The sequence below is a fragment of the Enterococcus sp. DIV1316a genome, assembly GCF_050536915.1.
Classification (GTDB): Bacteria; Bacillota; Bacilli; order Lactobacillales; family Enterococcaceae; genus Enterococcus; species Enterococcus faecalis.
Genome location: NZ_CP172913.1, coordinates 612805 through 628877, shown reverse-complemented (window position 1 = coordinate 628877; position 16073 = coordinate 612805). Strand labels below are relative to the sequence as shown.

Below are 16073 nucleotides of genomic sequence, written 5' to 3'. Positions count from 1 at the left end.
AAAAAAGCTTAAGTGCCCTACTCTCAGATGGCTGACTTAAGCTTTTTATTTTACTTTCCCTATTTCCTTAAACGGCGCCATTTTAAACACCACGATTCCTTCAATCGCTTGTATCTCGACAAAGCCGAACGTACGACTATCACTTGAATGCGTACGATTGTCCCCTAAGACAAAGTAATGACCAGCTGGAATCTTCTGAAACAGGCGAAGTTGGGCTGCCGCTTTTTCTGATAAGTCAAAACGACTGGCATTCTCAGGCAGTGCCTCATTATCGCTTGCTATAGGTTCTTCTGAAAGATAAAGTTTTCCCTCGTTTACCCAAATTCGATCACCAGGAACCCCGATGATTCGCTTGACGTACGTACCTTTGCTAGCTAGCGGTGCTTTAAATGCAATCACATCGTACCTTGCTACTTGCTTCGTCCGTTGTACTAAGACTCGTTCCCCTGCGTTAAGTGTCGGCTTCATGGATTGCCCAGCAATTGGGTAGCTAGATGTCTTTAACACAAAAAAGAACACAAAAATGGCGAAAAGAATAGCTGGCATAAAAAATTTAACGACTTGGACGCGTTGTTTCTTTTGGTAGGCTTGCCGCTTTTTTTTAATCTCTTCAGCGGTCATTTTTCTTTTCGGTCCTCTTATTGATTGATGGTTATCTGTTTGCTCAAGCAAATATTCCATTGCTGTGTTAGCCTTTTGCTTTTTTAGCTGATATGTCGCAGGCAACTTTTGCTTCAAGAAGGCGCGCTTAATGTGGCGAATTGTTCGCATAACGGGCTTTATCCATTCTTCCATCGTTTTCTTAAAAGGAAAAGCTTCTTAAATAAACTTTTCCTTTCTTGCTCCTTTTTTCTATTTAACTAATTGCGTTCCTTTTTTTATATAACTACTACGTAACTGGTTTTCCTTCATAAACTGATTCAATGGTTTCTGCGCATCTTGTGCCAGCTCCCAAATACTTTGATTTGCTTCTACAAGATATTCGCTCTTCTCTGTTACTATGTTTTTCCTGATAAGCGGTTGCCTTAGCGACTGCTCTTCCTTTGAGACAGCAGCAGCCTGTAATCTTTCTGCGGAGCTACTTAATGTAACAGCTAAAAAAAGGACCCCAAGACAATGTAGTTTCCTTGCTCCCGTTAACTTTTTACTGACCATTTTATTAATAGTTATCTTGTTCAAGACGTGTCAGTTTAGTTAAGCGTTCCTCTAATTCGCGATAAATCTCAAGTACTTCTACTTTTGATGCTTCGACTTCATTCGAAATACTTTTCGCTCGGTTACCAATATTTAACATTTCTAATTCTGCGGAATTGATTAGGTGTTTTGCTTCTACTTTCGCTTCATTAACAATCCGATTGGCTTCTTTTTTGGCAGAAACCATCACTTCGCCAATTTCTTGTTGCGATTTTAAAGCCTCTTCTTGTAATTGCTGATTTTTCATTAATAAATCGTTAATTTGCTGTTTTGCGCGTAGCAGTTCTGTTAACTGCTCACTACTCGGTTCAATATTTTTTGAAACGGCTTGTAGTGTCTTCAATTCTTTTTGAACTTGTTCTAAACTGTCTTCTTTGGCCTCTACTTCTTTTCTTAGAGCAGCTAATTCCCCTTCGTAAACTTGCTTTTCAGCAAGATGTTTGTCATTGACACCTTGTAGTCGACCTAGTTTTACTTCTGCTTCATTTTTTTGCTGTAAACTATTTTGAAGCTCATTCTTTAACTCCTCCATGCGTTGTTTCACAATCACTTCTTGTTGGGCAGCCTCTTGTAAGGTTTGTTTTTCGGCTTCTACTTTTTGTAATTGTACAGTTAGTTTTTCAATTTGTTCCTGCAATGCTTGTTGAGTCGTTGTGCTTTCTTCTAATTCTGTCGTTAACGTTTCTACTTGCTTTTCCATTCCTGTAATATCTCCTTTTTTCTCCAACTTTCCTTTTTCTTCTGCTAACTGGTTGTGTAATGTCTGGATATGTTGTTGCTGTTCAGCCGATTCTTTTTCTAATTCTGCCACTTGCTGCGTTAATTCACTTTCTAAACGTTCCATTTGATTATGTACAGTGGTTAATTGTTTTTCTGCATTTTGCAGATTTGTTTGAAGAGTGGTAGCCTCTGTCGTGGTTTCACTGTTCGTTTCCAGTTGCTCTTCCAATTCAAAAATTTCATGTTCCTTTTGATTTAGTATTTCAAGTAATGACTGATTTTTTTCTTCTAATGCTTGTTTTTCCGTTTCTTGTTGGTTCTTTAATTGCTCATTTTCTTCTTGAAGTTTTTTAAAGGCTGTTTCTTTTTTCTGATAGTAGGCGAGCCTTTCTCTTAACGTCGCCATTTCTTTTTCCTGTTGTTCTGGTTTGATTCCGCTAATTATTTTTTCTGGTTCGAATCCTGGCTGAAAAAAGACTTCTTTTTCAAGCGTATCATCCGAAATATCTTTAATTTTTTTGATTAAACGTCTTTTTGTCATCTATATGTCCTTTCTCTCGTCCTTTTAACTAATCACGACAGGCTCCAAATTTGTTTCCAACGTCTCACGAGCATACGTATCAATGGATTTGACAAGGGTTTGCTCTTGATCTCGATAAGTAAAATTAAAATCAATCATGGTAATTTCTTTAACTGAATTCAACGCTGCAATAAGTGCTACAATATTGTCTTGGCCTGTTTGAAATTCATGGTAACTTAAGCCAACTGAAAAAACAGACAGTGTCAAGGTTTGTGTTTTTTCACTTCTAATTATTGTGATACTCGTCTCTCCGAAGTAAGGACGCCATTCACGCGCTAATTGTAATTCATAATTAGTCAAGACAGCGGCCGATTCTGCCGAAACAGCTTGCTTCCAGGGAAACTGATTTAAGGCTGTTTTTTTAATCGCTTGTTTTTTTATTTTGTCACCTTGAGTAGCTTGGCCTTGTGCCAAACGCTCGATCCGTTGTTCCATGCGGATATTTCGTTGATTTAATTGATAATATGTATAAACAATTCCTAACAATAATACGCTAAGTAGACAAACACTAAACAATAAATAAATCATTAAACGACTATTTTTCTGATACTTATAGAAATTTATTTTCCTCTTTAATGTCCGGTCCTCTGAATCCAGTTTTTCGACAAGTAATCGCAAATACAATTGATAGCTTACAAATAAAAATAAGCAACTACTCATTAAAAGTACAACAATCATCATACAAATATAATCTCCTTTATGTCATCGCTCGACAATCAAAACTTGTAAAATCACCTGTTACGCTCTTTAAAAACTCTATATAGTATTGATTGTAACATTCCGTTTGAGCCTTGCCAACAACTTTATTTAAAATACAATGATAAAATTTTATATTTTATATTTATATTTTAATTTTTAAAATATAAAACAAAAAAAGAGAGATGCCACTTGGCCATCTCTCTCGCTTTTACTCAAACTATGTTTAGCGAACCGAACTAGATCAGTCGCTTTTAAAAAAATCCAATTAGTCTTTGTTGATTTCATAGTAGCTATCGTTCTTTATGTAGCTGAATTTGCTTTTGCTGGGGCTGAATCGCTACTAAGTCCAACACTGATGCCTAAGGCACGATCAACTTCTTCCATAATATCAAGTCTCAAATGACAAACTTTTTCTTTCAAGCGACCCTTATCGATTGTTCGAATCTGCTCTAAAAGAATCACTGAATCTTTTTCAATGCCTGTTTCATCAGAATTAATCCCGATATGTGTTGGCAATTTTGGCTTTGCCATTTTGGCTGTAATCGCCGCAACGATAATCGTTGGGCTAAAATGATTACCTAAGTTATTTTGGACAACAAGGACAGGTCTGACGCCACCTTGTTCCGAGCCCACTACTGGGGAAAGGTCTGCAAAATAAATATCTCCGCGTTTGACCATAGTGGAACCTCCTATCTAGTTATATTCTCTGGGGATTCTTTGTGAGAAAGTACATGCAACTTCATAATGAATGGTTTCTAATTTTTCGGCTACCATTTGTAACGTATTTTCTTCATTGCCATCTTTTCCAACTAATGTAACGACTGAGCCGACAGGAACTTCTTCTGCTAAACGAATCATACATTGATCCATACACACTCGTCCGACGATTTCGCAACGCTTACCATTCACGAGCACTGTAAATCCTTGGAGATGACGCAACCAGCCATCTGCATAGCCGATTGGCACTGTCCCAATCCATTCTTCAGCTTCAGTTACGTAGGTTTCGCCATAGCCAATCCCTTCACCAGCCGCTAAGCGTTTTACATGGATAAGTTCACTGGTCAACCGTAAGGCCGGCTTTAACGCATAGCTTGGGGCCAGCTTATTACCTGAAGGGTTCAATCCATACATGGCTACCCCATAGCGAATCATGTTTCCTGGCACATCAGGATGCCATAACGCTGTCGCACTATTGCTAACATGGACATACCGAGGTAACTCTTCTAAAACTGCTAGAACAGCCTTAAAACGCCCTGCTTGTTTTTCAAAATAGCTTGTATCGATTTCATCAGCTGTTGAAAAATGAGTAAAAATCCCTTCCCATAAAAATTCTTTGTGGGATTGAACAAACCGCACTGCTTGCTTGGTCTCTTCCGGGGTTAAAAAACCAATCCGTCCCATGCCAGTATCGACTTTTAAGTGAACACGTAATGGCGTGTTACTCTCAGGCGTTAGTTGTTGAAGAGCAGCTTCTAACCATTCTTGTGTAGCTACCGTTACAGACAAATCATATTGAATCAACAAAGGCACATAAGCTAAGTCTACCACACTCAAAATTAAAATGGGGTCCTGAACACCTGCTTCTCTCAATTCAATTGCTTCATCCAATAACGCGACACAAAAACCTGTCGCGCCACCTTTTTTCGCCGCTTTGGCGGATTCTACGGCGCCATGCCCATAGCCGTTCGCTTTTACAACTGCAAATAAAGCGGTTCCTTCTGGCAAACGTTGACATTCCTTTTGGACATTTTCAGTAATTGCTTGCGTATCGATATGTAACCGTGTAGGACGATGCCATCCAACGACCATTGTACATCCTTCTTTCTTCGTTGCTTCTATTATTCGCTTTCTAAAACAATTTGTGCAATCGCCATAGTATCTGTGTGCGTAATCGAGACAAACACTTTACCATTATGGGGCGAGTTTGCTACGTATGGTGCACCTGTTTTTTCAGTCAGCACCTCAATATCTTGTAAACCAACTTTACCAATCCCTGTGCCCCATGCTTTAGAGAACGCTTCTTTACAAGCAAAACGACCAGCTAAAAATTCTATTTGACGTTTTGTAGATAACTTTTCAAAAAGGGTCAATTCGTTAGGTGTTAAAACCCGTTGAATAAATGATCCTTGTTTTTCAACAATCGGTTTTATCCGACTTAATTCTACTGCGTCAATACCAATTCCCTTTATCATTTTCCGCCTTACTTCCTATTTAATATAGTTACTCCGAATTACCTTTCATTTTAACAAAATTTCAAAATTTTTCCACTGATTCGCTAAAAAAATAAAGAATGTTTTACAAGATCTCACACAAATTGAAGTACCATACGTTTTCTTCCTATTTACATTTTTATAAAATTTTTCTGAATTTTTATAAAAGTAAGATAACAACTAAGAAGCATCGGAAAAAAATCAGAAAACTAAGTGGATGTTCTGATATTTTATAGAAAATTTTGGCTACTTATGGGAGAATAAAAAGAAAAAGGAGAAAAACGTATGACTTTAACTTCTCGGCAAAAAAAGTTACTTCGTTGCGCCCTATTTATTTTTACTTTGTTGCTCTACATATTTCCAATCTTATTTAAAAATCCCAGCCTATTTTTTCTCTTGCAACTGGTTTGGATTATAACCATTCATTTGCTACAACAAAAAATGAAACTCTTCAATGTAACTTCCCCGTTGAAAACTTGGATAATTTTGGCGTTTTTCTTTTTCTATATCATTTTGATGCCTTTTTTACTTTTTTTAAGTTTTTCTATTTAACGATTATCTACCAAAAAAGAGCGAGTGTTCCGTTCATAGACGGAACACTCGCTCTTTTGATTATTTGGCGTTTTCGCGAATGACGAAACCACGTTTTTTATCGTTATGACGTTTGCCGCCACGTTGATCTTTATTTTTGCGGTCGCTATTTTTGTAATTACGGTCGCCATCTTTATGGTTTTTGTTGCCACGATAGCTGCCACCTTTACCATTGCCACCACGGTTGCGATTACGGTTGTTCCCACCGCCACCACCACGGCCATTTTTGTTAAAGCCTTTTTTATTTGAAGGCAATGGTCGTTCTGGGGTAATTTTTACAGGAACCGCATCTGCTGGATCTTTCGCTACTGTTTTTAATAATAACGCAGCTAAGTCTGTCGCTGAATATTTTTCTAATAACGCTTCAGCAGATTCTAGATATTTGTCTAAACCATTTTCTTCTAGATCACTTTCGATGGTTTCAACAGCTGCACTTAATTGTCCTTTAAATGCTTCTTTTTCGGTTGGTGGACGTAATGGTGTCATCCGTTTTTTCGTTAGGTTTTCGATGACATGTAAGTAACCCATTTCGTTTGGTGTTACAAACGTCACAGACATACCGCCTTTACCAGCACGACCTGTCCGACCAATACGGTGAACATAACTTTCTGGATCTTGTGGAATATCGTAGTTATAGACATGGGTGACACCTGAAATATCTAACCCACGTGCTGCTACATCTGTTGCCACTAAGATATCTAAGTTACCATTTTTGAATGAACGTAAAACGCTCATCCGTTTTTGTTGTGATAGGTCGCCATGGATGCCTTCTGCTTTGTAACCACGCGCTTCTAACCCGCGGGCAAGTTCATCAACACGGCGTTTTGTCCGACCAAAGACAATGGTCAATTCTGGGGTTTGCACGTCTAGTAAACGTGTCATAATGTCAAATTTTTCAAAGTCTTTTGAACGTACATAATATTGATCAATTAAATCAGCCGTCATTTCTTTGGCTTTAATCTTCACATGTTCTGGTTGTTTCATGAATTTCACGCCAATATTCTTGATTGCTGGCGGCATAGTTGCTGAAAATAGAAGTGTTTGACGTTGTTCTGGCACTTGTGAGATGATTTTTTCAATGTCTTCCAAGAAGCCCATGTTTAACATTTCATCTGCTTCGTCTAAAACTAATGTTTCAACAGTTTCTAATTTCAAGGTACGACGATTAATATGGTCTAGTAAACGTCCTGGTGTACCTACAACGATATGTGGACGATCTTTTAGTCCACGGATTTGGCGACCGATATCAGCCCCACCGTAAACGGCTTGGACGCGAATCTTTTTATCGCGGCCTAAACGGAATAACTCTTCTTGTGTTTGGATAGCCAACTCACGGGTTGGTGCAATGACTAATCCTTGAATAACGCGATTGTCTGCGTCAATTTTGTTAAGCATTGGTAAGCCAAAAGCAGCGGTTTTCCCTGTTCCTGTTTGTGCTTGTCCGATTACGTCTTTTCCTGCTAACGCTAACGGAATTGTTTCTGATTGAATAGGGGTTGCTTCCTCGAAGCCTGCGCGTTCTACCGCTGATAATAATTCTGGCGCTAAACCAAGTTCTTTAAATTTCAAATGATATCCTCCTAGATTTTGTTTCGGAAAGAACGATTTCTTCCTAGTTTCAGGTGTCTTCACTTTCAGTTGTTAAAAAGAAATCCATTATAGTGTGCCAACTATTTCTTCTTTCCTGATTTCACCGAAAAATTCACCTTATGGCATTAGAAAAGCCAAACGTGGTCGTTCAGCTTCACATTTATTATTAAACATAGAAATAGATCTATTTTATTTACTACGATTCAATTTTTCTCGTCATCTTCCGGCAATAGGTCATTCTATCATAGAATCCCATTTTCAGCAAGTTTTATGAAACTTATTTACTTTTCCAAAAGTGCATCGATGACTTCACGAAGTCCCATCCCGTTACTTCCCTTTAAAACCACCATGTCTTCTGGCTGTAAGACTTTTTTGACAGCTTCAATCAACTCATTTTTTTCTTCTTTTTTAAAAGAATGAATGTTAGCTGGTGCATAGGTTTCTTGCAATCTATCAGCTAAATAAGCCATTTCAGAACCATATAAAAAGACTTCTTCAATCGCATCTGGGGCTAAATGCTGCGCCATTGCTTGATGCATGGCAGCAGAATCAGGACCTAATTCCAGCATGTCTCCTAAAACAGCAATTCGTTTTCCTACTTTGGACATTTTGCTAAAACTGTCCAGAACAAGACCCATAGCTGTCGGATTGGCATTGTACACATCACTTAAAATTTCGGCACCATTCGCTGCTTTCAGCCATTCTGTCCGATTCTTTGTTAGTTCCGCTGTAGCCAATCCTTTTTGAATCTCACTATCCGTTAATTGGAAATACCGACCAATACCAATTGCGATTAATGCATTGGTGACATTATAGGTTCCTGGCACTGGAATCGTAAACGTCATTTGTGTATCACTGATTTTGAATGAGGTTTGCTCTTTGGCTTCATTTGTGACGATTCCTTGAAGTTGACTTTCCTGGCTAAAACCAAAAGTAATCACTTGTTGCGTGACTTTTTCCACCAATGGTTCTAGCAAAGGTTCATCGCTTGGCACAAATAAACTACCGTCTTTGGCTAAACCATCTACGATTTCCATTTTTGCTTGTGCAATGCCTGCTCGTGAGCCTAAATTTTCCACATGGGCTTCGCCAATCATTGTGATGGCAGCAACTTCTGGCTGAGCCAGATTGGAAAGGAAAGAAATTTCCTGAGCATGATCCATGCCCATTTCTAAAATCAGTTTTTCTGTTTCATCAGGCATGTGTAAAATAGTATAGGGTAAGCCAATTTGATTATTGTAATTGCCTTGCGTTTTGTAAGTCACAAACTTTTCAGATAACACAGCAGCAATTAAATCTTTAGTGGTGGTTTTTCCATTACTGCCAGTCACAGCGATGACATTCGGTTGCATTTTATTTAAATAATAGGTAGCTAATTTTTGCATAGCAACCAGTGGATCAGTAACATGCAAAACAGGCAATTGTTGCGGCGCATCGACTAAATCCTGTCCCCAAAAAGCGGCCTGACAGCCATTAGCCATGGCACTCTCAATAAAACGATGACCATCATTTTCACCTTGTAAAGGAACAAAGAGATTTCCTTTCACAATTTTACGACTATCAAATTCAATGCCTGTTAAAGGAAAATCAGGCCATTGTTGCCAATCATTACTGGCTTCAACCGCTTGTGCTACTTCCCAGAAGGTTAATTTCATTATGTTTTGCTCCTCTGACACAGGGACTGGGACATGCCAAAGTCTTGTCATGTCCCAGTCTTGTGTGATTTTTTCTTCTTAGTTATTATAAAATTCTTGGCGTTGTTTAAAACGATTCAAAGCTAACTGAATCAGTTCCTCAATTAAATCACTGTATTTCAAGCCCATATTTTCCCATAGTAAAGGATACATACTAAAGTCAGTAAAACCAGGCATGGTGTTCAATTCATTCAGGAATAATTCGTTTTTGCTTGTTAAGAAGAAATCACAGCGACTTAAGCCACTTCCATCTAACATAATATACGCTTTTTTAGCGTATTCTTGCGCTTGATGAGCTACTTCTTCTGGAACATGCGCTGGGATTTGCATTTCAATCGTGTTATTGATGTATTTTGCATCATAATCATAGAAAGCGACATCTTTCACCACTTCACCAGGTAAAGTCGTACGGACATCTTCATTTCCTAAAATGGCTACTTCAATTTCACGTGCTTCAATCCCTTGTTCAACAATTGCTCGGGCATCATAACGGAAAGCTTCTTCCAATGCTTCTTGCAATTCTTCACGATTTTCCGCTTTGCTAATTCCGACACTAGAACCCATATTGGCAGGTTTAACAAAGACCGGATAAATTAAAGAACCTTCACATTTCTCAAAGACTTCTTTTGGATTTCCTTTCCAATCACTTCTTAAAACTGGCACGAATGGTACTTGTGGAATGCCAACAGTTTGTAAAAGATATTTCGTCATGATTTTGTCCATTGCGTTAGCACTAGCTAAGACACCTGCGCCCACATAAGGCATATTAATGGTTTCCATGAATCCTTGAATTGTTCCATCTTCACCATTTGGCCCATGTAAAACAGGGAAAACAATCGCTTCTTCTTCATAAATTTCCGAAGGACTGATTCGTTTTCCTGAAAATTCGCCTGTTTCTTCAGGTGTTTGTGCCCAAGTTAAATGTAAAACTTCTTTATTTTGTGGTCGTTCAGATAAAAGAGGGCCTTTTACCCATTGACCGTCTTTACTAATAAAGACTAACTGTACTTGATAATATTTATAATAGATTGCATTTAAAACGGAATATGCAGACAAAACAGACACATCGTGCTCTTCACTTCTGCCGCCATACAACAAAATAATCTTCAAATGCTTGTCCTCCTAGTTTCTTTCCTGTCTTTTAGAAAAAATTATTTTTCAAATTATCCTTACTTATTTTAGCATAAAACCCAGTTTCATAATAGAAGCAAATTTAGTGAAGGCAAAATTCTTTGCTTGCCTTTTCCTTGCTAAAGACTCCGTTCCACCAGCTCAATAAGGGCTTGTTTAAACGTTATTCTATCTTGGTCTGTAAAAGGTTTAGGTCCTTTCGTTCGGCCACCTTTTCGCCGAATTTGGCCACTAAAATAGCGTTGTTCTAACAATCCATCAATATTTTCTTTCGTATATTGATAACCCAGTTGATGTAAAACTGACACTCCCTTTGGCAAGACCAAGGAAGCTAAGCCATAATCTTGTGTAATTAAAAGATCCCCTTTTTTTATTAACTGCACAATTTTAAAATCAGCAGCATCCGCTCCTTTATCAACATACACAAAAGAGACATTTTCTGGATAATCTTTTAAGGAATAATGATCTACACTAGTAACAATCACCACATCCAAAGCTTTCTCTACAGCGACTTCAATAACCGTCTCTTTCACAGGTGAACCATCGCCATCGACAAAAATTTTCATTCATTTCCCTCGCTTCTTCCTTGCTCTAACCATTTGGGATGACGTTGAAAGTAGTGTTGTAATTCGTCAAAAACGACTTCTTTAACCACTTCATATAACTCTGTATTTCTTAAAATGGTTTTCGTTGCATCAGTGTAGCGGGGCTTTGGTATCGTAATGGCTAAAACAAAATCAAATTCTGCTAAAAAACTATCTGCTGTCACAGATAATGAGTAATGTTGTTCCTCTAAAAATTGATTAAAGGCGGCCACTACGCCATCAAGAAAACCCTCATAGTGGGTTCCACCAAGACTGGGATAATGCCCATTAACAAATGTTTTTTGCACTTGCGGTGCATGATTTTTACTCAAAATAAATTGAACAAGGGCCAATTCTGTTTGCTTGGCTTGAATAATCGGTGCAGCTTTTCTAGTTAATGGGTTATCTTTTTCAAATAAATAATTACTTAAACCTTTAGGGTAATAACAAAGATTTTTTTGTTCCTCTTCTTGTGTTAAGAGAATCTTTAAGCCTGGATTCAACATGGCAATCTGTTGACATTGTTGTAAAACACGCATATAAGAAAGTGATTCTGTACCAAAAATTTGCGTATCTGGCCAAAACAAGACTTCAATTCGTTCCTGGGTTTCTTCAATAGGTAATAATAATCGTTTTTTCAATTGCCCTTGATGATAAATAAAAATAGTCCGCTGTTTTTCTTGATCGATACTGATTCCTACTTGTTTTGAGAAGGCTTGTAAAACAGATAAATACAGAAAAGGTGGTTCTAAATCGACTTGCTTTTGTTCAAAAACAAGCGGTCGTGTGGAAGATACCTGAAAAGAGATTTGTTGACGTGATAACTGTATAGCAATTTTCCCTTGATTCTTTTCAATGAAAAACTCTAATAAACCGTTAATTGTCTGAACAAGTAAATTCTCTAAGCCGACTAAGCCAGTCGTTCCAATGAACGCTTCTGGTCGTTTTTGAATCCGTTCAATAAATTCATCATTTTCTAAAACTGTTAAAAGATGTGCAACACTCATCCTACTGCCTCCTTTGCAATCTGTTTCTTTTAATTATAATGAAAAAAAGACCAGAAGAAAAGCCACACACGACTTTTCTTCTGGTTTTCTTCTTTAACGAATTAAATCAAGATTCGGATGTTCAAGAACGTGATTCACTTGTTTGACCGTTGTCAAAGGAATATCTCCTTGAATCGTATGTGCAAGGACCCCATTGACTGTGGCAAAGGTAACTGCCTTTTCTAACGACCAATTTTGGCTATAGCCATATAAAATCCCCGCCGCATAAGCATCGCCAGCGCCAATTCGATCAAGATTAAGAAGCGGTCTTTTTTCACTCTGTTGGTACTCATTTTGGGTATATAAATACCCACTTAAGTAGTTTTGATTTTTGGAATGACTTCTCGTTGTCCCAGCAAACCATTCCAAATTGTATTGAGACATGAAACGCTGAATCAGTTCAGTTTCTTGTGCCTCACCTTCTAAATCTTCTCGCGGAATGAAACCTAATAGCTCGACCAAATCACGTCGACTGCCAAAAACAATATCACAATAAGGTAAAATGCGTTCGTACTGTTGACGCATAAAGAGTGCGCTATTTGCTGTATTCAAACTAGGTCGATAATTAAAGTCAAAACAAACTTTCTTTTGATAGGCATGCGCCTTTTGAGCAAGTATCAAAGCAGCATCACGAGTTTTTTCAGTTAAACTTAACGAAATACCACAAATATGCACCATATCTACTTCCGCTAAAAAGGCCTCAAAATCGTAGTCCTTCGCCTCGCTGATGCCAAAAGCACTCTGATGGCGATTTTGATAAGTTACTTGTGTGGGTCGGATTCCATAACCCATTTCTGCAAAAAAACTACCAATATGATCGCCCTTTTCTCCTACCCATTGATCTGAAATTCCTAACTTCCTTAACGCTGCTTTGCCAGCTTCACCAAGACGATTGGCAGGTAATTTCGTAATCAATGCTGTTTCTAGTTGAAAATGAGCCAAATTTGCTAAGAGATTTACGCCAGTCCCTACAAAGTTCATTCTTAACTGCTCTGTTTGTTCTAACATTAGATACTCTGGCGGAGTGAAACGAAGCATGACTTCACCAAACGCAGCAATTTTCATCTTTGCCACCTACTTATTCAATGTGTTTTTCATCATGGTTAGTAACGTTTTCACGTCTTCTGTTCTAGTGTCCCCTGTTTCTTGATCGATAATTGAGCTGTAAACATGAGGAATGATTTTTTTAACGCCGGCATCCACCGCAATTTGAACAATTTCTTCAAAGTTTTCTAAATCAATGCCCCCTGTTGGTTCTAAATAAAAGTCATACTTGGCACAAGCTGCTGCTACTGCTTGATATTCTTCTTTGTGAGCCAAGCCTTTCATCGGGAAATATTTAATGGAACTGCCCCCCATGTCTTTCAACAATTTGATGGCGGTTTCGATAGGCACTTCCGCCGCTGGCGCACCCGAGCTTAACGGACCTGTCGCAATGTTGACATAGCCAACTTTGCCTGTGGGTGAAACCAAGCCATTAATCACTGTTTCGTCTTGACGAAGTAAGGCCCGCGAAGCGCCGACACCTGTGAAGACTTGGTTCACGTGTTGCGGTTGTAGAACTTCTGATAAGCGAGCCACCATTTGACTTTGATTTGGATCGCCAGCCCCTAAGCCGACAGATAAAGCGTTGTTGGTTGCTGCTTGGTATTTTTTCATATCGTCAATGGCTGCTTCATCGGTTTCATAGTTTTTTGAAAGGACGCCTAACACAACATGCCCTTCTGCTGCTTCATAACAGGCTTGGGCATTTTCTACTGAATTGGCTAAGACGTTTAAACAAATGCGTTCTTCTAAATAATTAGGTTTTAATGACATGGCTTATTTCTCCTTTGTGTCCATAATTTCTTGTAATCGTTGCACGATTTTGTTCATTTCTTCTTGATTGACAGAACGAATGTCAAATTCAATGATGCCATTGTTGGCTTGATATTCTCGCGTATAAATAGCTGGACTTTCTGCTTTTAACGCTTGGATGACTTCCTTAGCGGTTTTTCTGCCGTCCACTTTGACACTGGCGCGATAAATGTCTCGTCCGGCGCCATCCTGGACGATTTTAGCGGTTAAATCTGACAGGTTGTTGATGGCTTCAACAAACGGTTTTAAGCGCTCTTGCATCGAAGCCCCTGATTCACTGCCATGTGCCAAGTATTCTTCCACTGCTTGCGTAAAGCCCAAGATATTGTCTTTGCCAATTTTCATTGCTCGACCAATGCCTTTGCCTTGTAGGCGCACCCAGTCAATGTATTCTTTTTTCCCGACCACTAAACCGGCACTTGGCCCTTCAATGGCTTTGGCGCCGCTGTAAATCACCAAATCAGCGCCTGCTTCGGTGTATTTGAAAAGATCTTCTTCTGCTGCCGCGTCAACAATTAGCGGCACCTGGTGGCGTTGCGCCACTTTGGCCGCTTCGGCTACCGTCAGCATACTTTTTTGCACGGTATGATGGCTTTTGATGTATAGAATGGCCGCTGTTTTTTCGGAAATCATCATTTCCACGTGTTCTGGACTGCACATGTTGGCGTAGCCAGCTTCCACCACTTGGCCGCCGCCTTGCGCTACCATGACTTCTACAGGCGTGCCGTAGTCCACGTTGTGCCCTTTCGGTAAAACAATCTCCCGTTGTTCGATCTTTTCTGTATAGGGATGATATGCGTGGTACAAGCTGCCTTTTCCAATCAAGGCAGCCACCGATTGAGCAATCCCCGCCGAAGCCGAGGAAACGATTTGGGCATCTTCTACCTTCAACAAGTTGGCTAAAAAGGCCCCTGTTTGCACACTAAGTTCACTCATTTCAAAGAAATGTTCGCCGCCGAATCGTTGAGCTGCTAGGACTGCCTCCGAAACTTTGGAGACACCTAGAATGGTCATTTTGCCAGAAGCATTAATGACTTCTTTTAAGTGGAATTTTTCGTAACTAATTGTCATAGATTTGTCCTCCAATAATTGTTTTGATTGGGCGAATTTGCTCTTTGGCTACTCGTGTCAATCCATTAGAATCAGTCAATGTTTTTTCTTCTGCTTGAATCGTGAAAATCGTTAAATCAGCATCTTTACCTATTTCCAACGTGCCTTTTTGCGTTAAATGGAAATTCTCAGCAGGAGCCTTGGTTACCTTTTCAATAATTTCTGGCCAATCATAGCCGACCACACGGAGTTTTTCCATCGTTGTGGCTAAATCATAAACAGGACCATTTTCTCGGTTACGGATGTAGATATCTGTGCTAATTGATGCAGCTTTCATTCCCTCGCGCAACGCTGTTTCAGCTACGTGAAAATTGAAACTATCCGTACCATGCCCGATATCAAATACGACTCCTTTGTTGTACGCTTGCCAAGCGAAATCTTTTATTTTATCCGTTGCTTGGTCTAAGATGCCATTTTCTTTCCCATTAAAACAATGGGTTAGGACATCCCCTTTTTCCATCAAGGCTAAAATTTCATCTAAATGAGGCGGTGCTGATCCAATGTGAACCATTAAGGGAATTTCTTGGTTTTCTTGCTGAATCTGTTTGGCCAATTCTAAAGGCGTAATGCCGTTATCGCCAATAACGGTCCTACTCATACGGGCTTTAATCCCTACAACAAAATCTGGTAATTCTTGAATCGCTTTTTTGACTAAACTCGCTTGTACTTTACTTAAATCTGCGAGTTCGTCCTGAGCAACGATGCCCCATTTAGAAATATTGACTAATCCAAAAACATTTGTTTTTGCTTGTTGCGCTAAGTCATAAAATTCATGAATGTTTTCAGCACCTGTTGTCCCAGCATCGATCACTGTCGTAACACCCTTTTTGACCCCAATTTCATCTGGATAATCATAATAAAGAGCCATTTTTTCAAAACAATGAACGTGATCATCTATCCAGCCTGCGGATACATAAGTACCTGGTTCTAAGTGGATAGTTTCTTTTGCAGAACCTGAAATAGTTGCTGCAACAGCAGCTATTTTTTTCTCTTTAATTGCAATTTCAACAGGCATACCATCTACTGTCTGTCCATTTTTTATAAGTAAATCGTAGTCCATATTCTTC

General features: G+C 39.0%; 17 protein-coding genes. 1 reads left to right on the top strand and 16 read right to left on the bottom strand.

The genetic code is table 11. From position 1 onward, the window contains the following. Positions 1-45 precede the first annotated feature (45 nt). From lepB to acpS, 7 genes are all read right to left on the bottom strand, one after another. Positions 46-795: a signal peptidase I gene (gene lepB, locus IGL56_RS03080; RefSeq protein WP_002397969.1), complete on the bottom strand. Its 750-nt coding sequence runs from the start codon at positions 793-795 to the stop codon at positions 46-48. Between the two features lie 57 nt (positions 796-852). Then, positions 853-1179 (bottom strand): hypothetical protein, encoded by a 327-nt coding sequence (locus IGL56_RS03075; protein ID WP_002364740.1) that lies wholly within the window; start codon positions 1177-1179, stop codon positions 853-855. Next, the gene (locus tag IGL56_RS03070) at positions 1160-2455 is read right to left on the bottom strand and encodes a hypothetical protein (protein ID WP_002364741.1); all 1296 of its coding nucleotides are present in this window, start codon (positions 2453-2455) and stop codon (positions 1160-1162) included. Before IGL56_RS03070 ends, IGL56_RS03075 begins: the two co-directional genes overlap by 20 nt. Before the next feature lie 24 nt (positions 2456-2479). Beyond that, positions 2480-3175: a hypothetical protein gene (locus tag IGL56_RS03065; protein ID WP_002364743.1), complete on the bottom strand. Its 696-nt coding sequence runs from the start codon at positions 3173-3175 to the stop codon at positions 2480-2482. A gap of 318 nt (positions 3176-3493) precedes the next feature. Continuing rightward, a complete protein-coding gene (locus IGL56_RS03060; protein WP_002355729.1) occupies positions 3494-3871 on the bottom strand; it encodes a type II toxin-antitoxin system PemK/MazF family toxin in 378 nt (125 codons plus the stop codon). A 15-nt stretch (positions 3872-3886) separates the two neighbouring features. Then, positions 3887-5002, bottom strand: a complete 1116-nt coding sequence (alr, locus tag IGL56_RS03055; protein ID WP_002355728.1) for an alanine racemase — start codon at positions 5000-5002, stop codon at positions 3887-3889. 29 nt (positions 5003-5031) lie between these two features. Further along, positions 5032-5385: a holo-ACP synthase gene (gene acpS, locus IGL56_RS03050; RefSeq protein ID WP_002355727.1), complete on the bottom strand. Its 354-nt coding sequence runs from the start codon at positions 5383-5385 to the stop codon at positions 5032-5034. Between the two features lie 303 nt (positions 5386-5688). On the opposite strand from acpS, the gene IGL56_RS03045 reads away from it, so the two are divergent. Then, positions 5689-5955, top strand: coding sequence for a hypothetical protein (locus IGL56_RS03045; protein ID WP_002364744.1), 267 nt, complete (start codon positions 5689-5691; stop codon positions 5953-5955). 60 nt (positions 5956-6015) lie between these two features. On the opposite strand, the gene cshA is transcribed toward IGL56_RS03045, so the two are convergent. The 9 genes from cshA to IGL56_RS03000 all read right to left on the bottom strand — a co-directional run bounded on the left by cshA (position 6016) and on the right by IGL56_RS03000 (position 16066). Then, entirely contained in the window at positions 6016-7563 is a 1548-nt protein-coding gene (gene cshA / locus IGL56_RS03040; RefSeq protein ID WP_002355724.1) for a degradosome RNA helicase CshA, read from the bottom strand. A gap of 302 nt (positions 7564-7865) precedes the next feature. After that, positions 7866-9239 carry a UDP-N-acetylmuramoyl-tripeptide--D-alanyl-D-alanine ligase gene (locus IGL56_RS03035; RefSeq protein ID WP_065813796.1) on the bottom strand — a complete coding sequence of 458 codons (1374 nt, stop codon included), beginning with the start codon at positions 9237-9239 and terminating at the stop codon, positions 7866-7868. A 78-nt stretch (positions 9240-9317) separates the two neighbouring features. Continuing rightward, positions 9318-10388, bottom strand: coding sequence for a D-alanine--D-alanine ligase (locus tag IGL56_RS03030; protein ID WP_002355721.1), 1071 nt, complete (start codon positions 10386-10388; stop codon positions 9318-9320). A 140-nt stretch (positions 10389-10528) separates the two neighbouring features. Then, positions 10529-10975, bottom strand: coding sequence for a YaiI/YqxD family protein (locus tag IGL56_RS03025; RefSeq protein ID WP_002361319.1), 447 nt, complete (start codon positions 10973-10975; stop codon positions 10529-10531). After that, the gene (locus IGL56_RS03020) at positions 10972-12000 is read right to left on the bottom strand and encodes a hypothetical protein (protein ID WP_002355719.1); all 1029 of its coding nucleotides are present in this window, start codon (positions 11998-12000) and stop codon (positions 10972-10974) included. The genes IGL56_RS03025 and IGL56_RS03020 overlap by 4 nt, the downstream gene beginning before the upstream one ends. Before the next feature lie 93 nt (positions 12001-12093). After that, a complete protein-coding gene (locus IGL56_RS03015; protein ID WP_010815929.1) occupies positions 12094-13104 on the bottom strand; it encodes a sugar kinase in 1011 nt (336 codons plus the stop codon). 9 nt (positions 13105-13113) lie between these two features. Beyond that, positions 13114-13857: a 2-dehydro-3-deoxy-phosphogluconate aldolase gene (gene dagF / locus IGL56_RS03010; protein ID WP_002361094.1), complete on the bottom strand. Its 744-nt coding sequence runs from the start codon at positions 13855-13857 to the stop codon at positions 13114-13116. Positions 13858-13860: 3 nt separating this feature from the next. Continuing rightward, a complete protein-coding gene (locus IGL56_RS03005) occupies positions 13861-14967 on the bottom strand; it encodes a DgaE family pyridoxal phosphate-dependent ammonia lyase (RefSeq protein WP_010776266.1) in 1107 nt (368 codons plus the stop codon). Then, positions 14957-16066, bottom strand: coding sequence for an amidohydrolase/deacetylase family metallohydrolase (locus tag IGL56_RS03000; RefSeq protein WP_002381282.1), 1110 nt, complete (start codon positions 16064-16066; stop codon positions 14957-14959). Before IGL56_RS03000 ends, IGL56_RS03005 begins: the two co-directional genes overlap by 11 nt. Between the last annotated feature and the right edge of the window lie 7 nt (positions 16067-16073).

What these genes read in the sequence shown, in the direction of transcription:
- IGL56_RS03000 (WP_002381282.1), bottom strand. Translation starts at nt 16,066, where the DNA reads ATGGACTACGATTTACTTATAAAAAATGGACAGACAGTAGATGGTATG.
- IGL56_RS03065 (WP_002364743.1), bottom strand. Translation starts at nt 3,175, where the DNA reads ATGATGATTGTTGTACTTTTAATGAGTAGTTGCTTATTTTTATTTGTA.
- lepB (WP_002397969.1), bottom strand. Translation starts at nt 795, where the DNA reads ATGGAAGAATGGATAAAGCCCGTTATGCGAACAATTCGCCACATTAAG.
- alr (WP_002355728.1), bottom strand. Translation starts at nt 5,002, where the DNA reads ATGGTCGTTGGATGGCATCGTCCTACACGGTTACATATCGATACGCAA.
- IGL56_RS03060 (WP_002355729.1), bottom strand. Translation starts at nt 3,871, where the DNA reads ATGGTCAAACGCGGAGATATTTATTTTGCAGACCTTTCCCCAGTAGTG.
- IGL56_RS03025 (WP_002361319.1), bottom strand. Translation starts at nt 10,975, where the DNA reads ATGAAAATTTTTGTCGATGGCGATGGTTCACCTGTGAAAGAGACGGTT.
- IGL56_RS03035 (WP_065813796.1), bottom strand. Translation starts at nt 9,239, where the DNA reads ATGAAATTAACCTTCTGGGAAGTAGCACAAGCGGTTGAAGCCAGTAAT.
- IGL56_RS03005 (WP_010776266.1), bottom strand. Translation starts at nt 14,967, where the DNA reads ATGACAATTAGTTACGAAAAATTCCACTTAAAAGAAGTCATTAATGCT.
- IGL56_RS03070 (WP_002364741.1), bottom strand. Translation starts at nt 2,455, where the DNA reads ATGACAAAAAGACGTTTAATCAAAAAAATTAAAGATATTTCGGATGAT.
- IGL56_RS03020 (WP_002355719.1), bottom strand. Translation starts at nt 12,000, where the DNA reads ATGAGTGTTGCACATCTTTTAACAGTTTTAGAAAATGATGAATTTATT.
- dagF (WP_002361094.1), bottom strand. Translation starts at nt 13,857, where the DNA reads ATGTCATTAAAACCTAATTATTTAGAAGAACGCATTTGTTTAAACGTC.
- IGL56_RS03015 (WP_010815929.1), bottom strand. Translation starts at nt 13,104, where the DNA reads ATGAAAATTGCTGCGTTTGGTGAAGTCATGCTTCGTTTCACTCCGCCA.
- acpS (WP_002355727.1), bottom strand. Translation starts at nt 5,385, where the DNA reads ATGATAAAGGGAATTGGTATTGACGCAGTAGAATTAAGTCGGATAAAA.
- IGL56_RS03045 (WP_002364744.1), top strand. Translation starts at nt 5,689, where the DNA reads ATGACTTTAACTTCTCGGCAAAAAAAGTTACTTCGTTGCGCCCTATTT.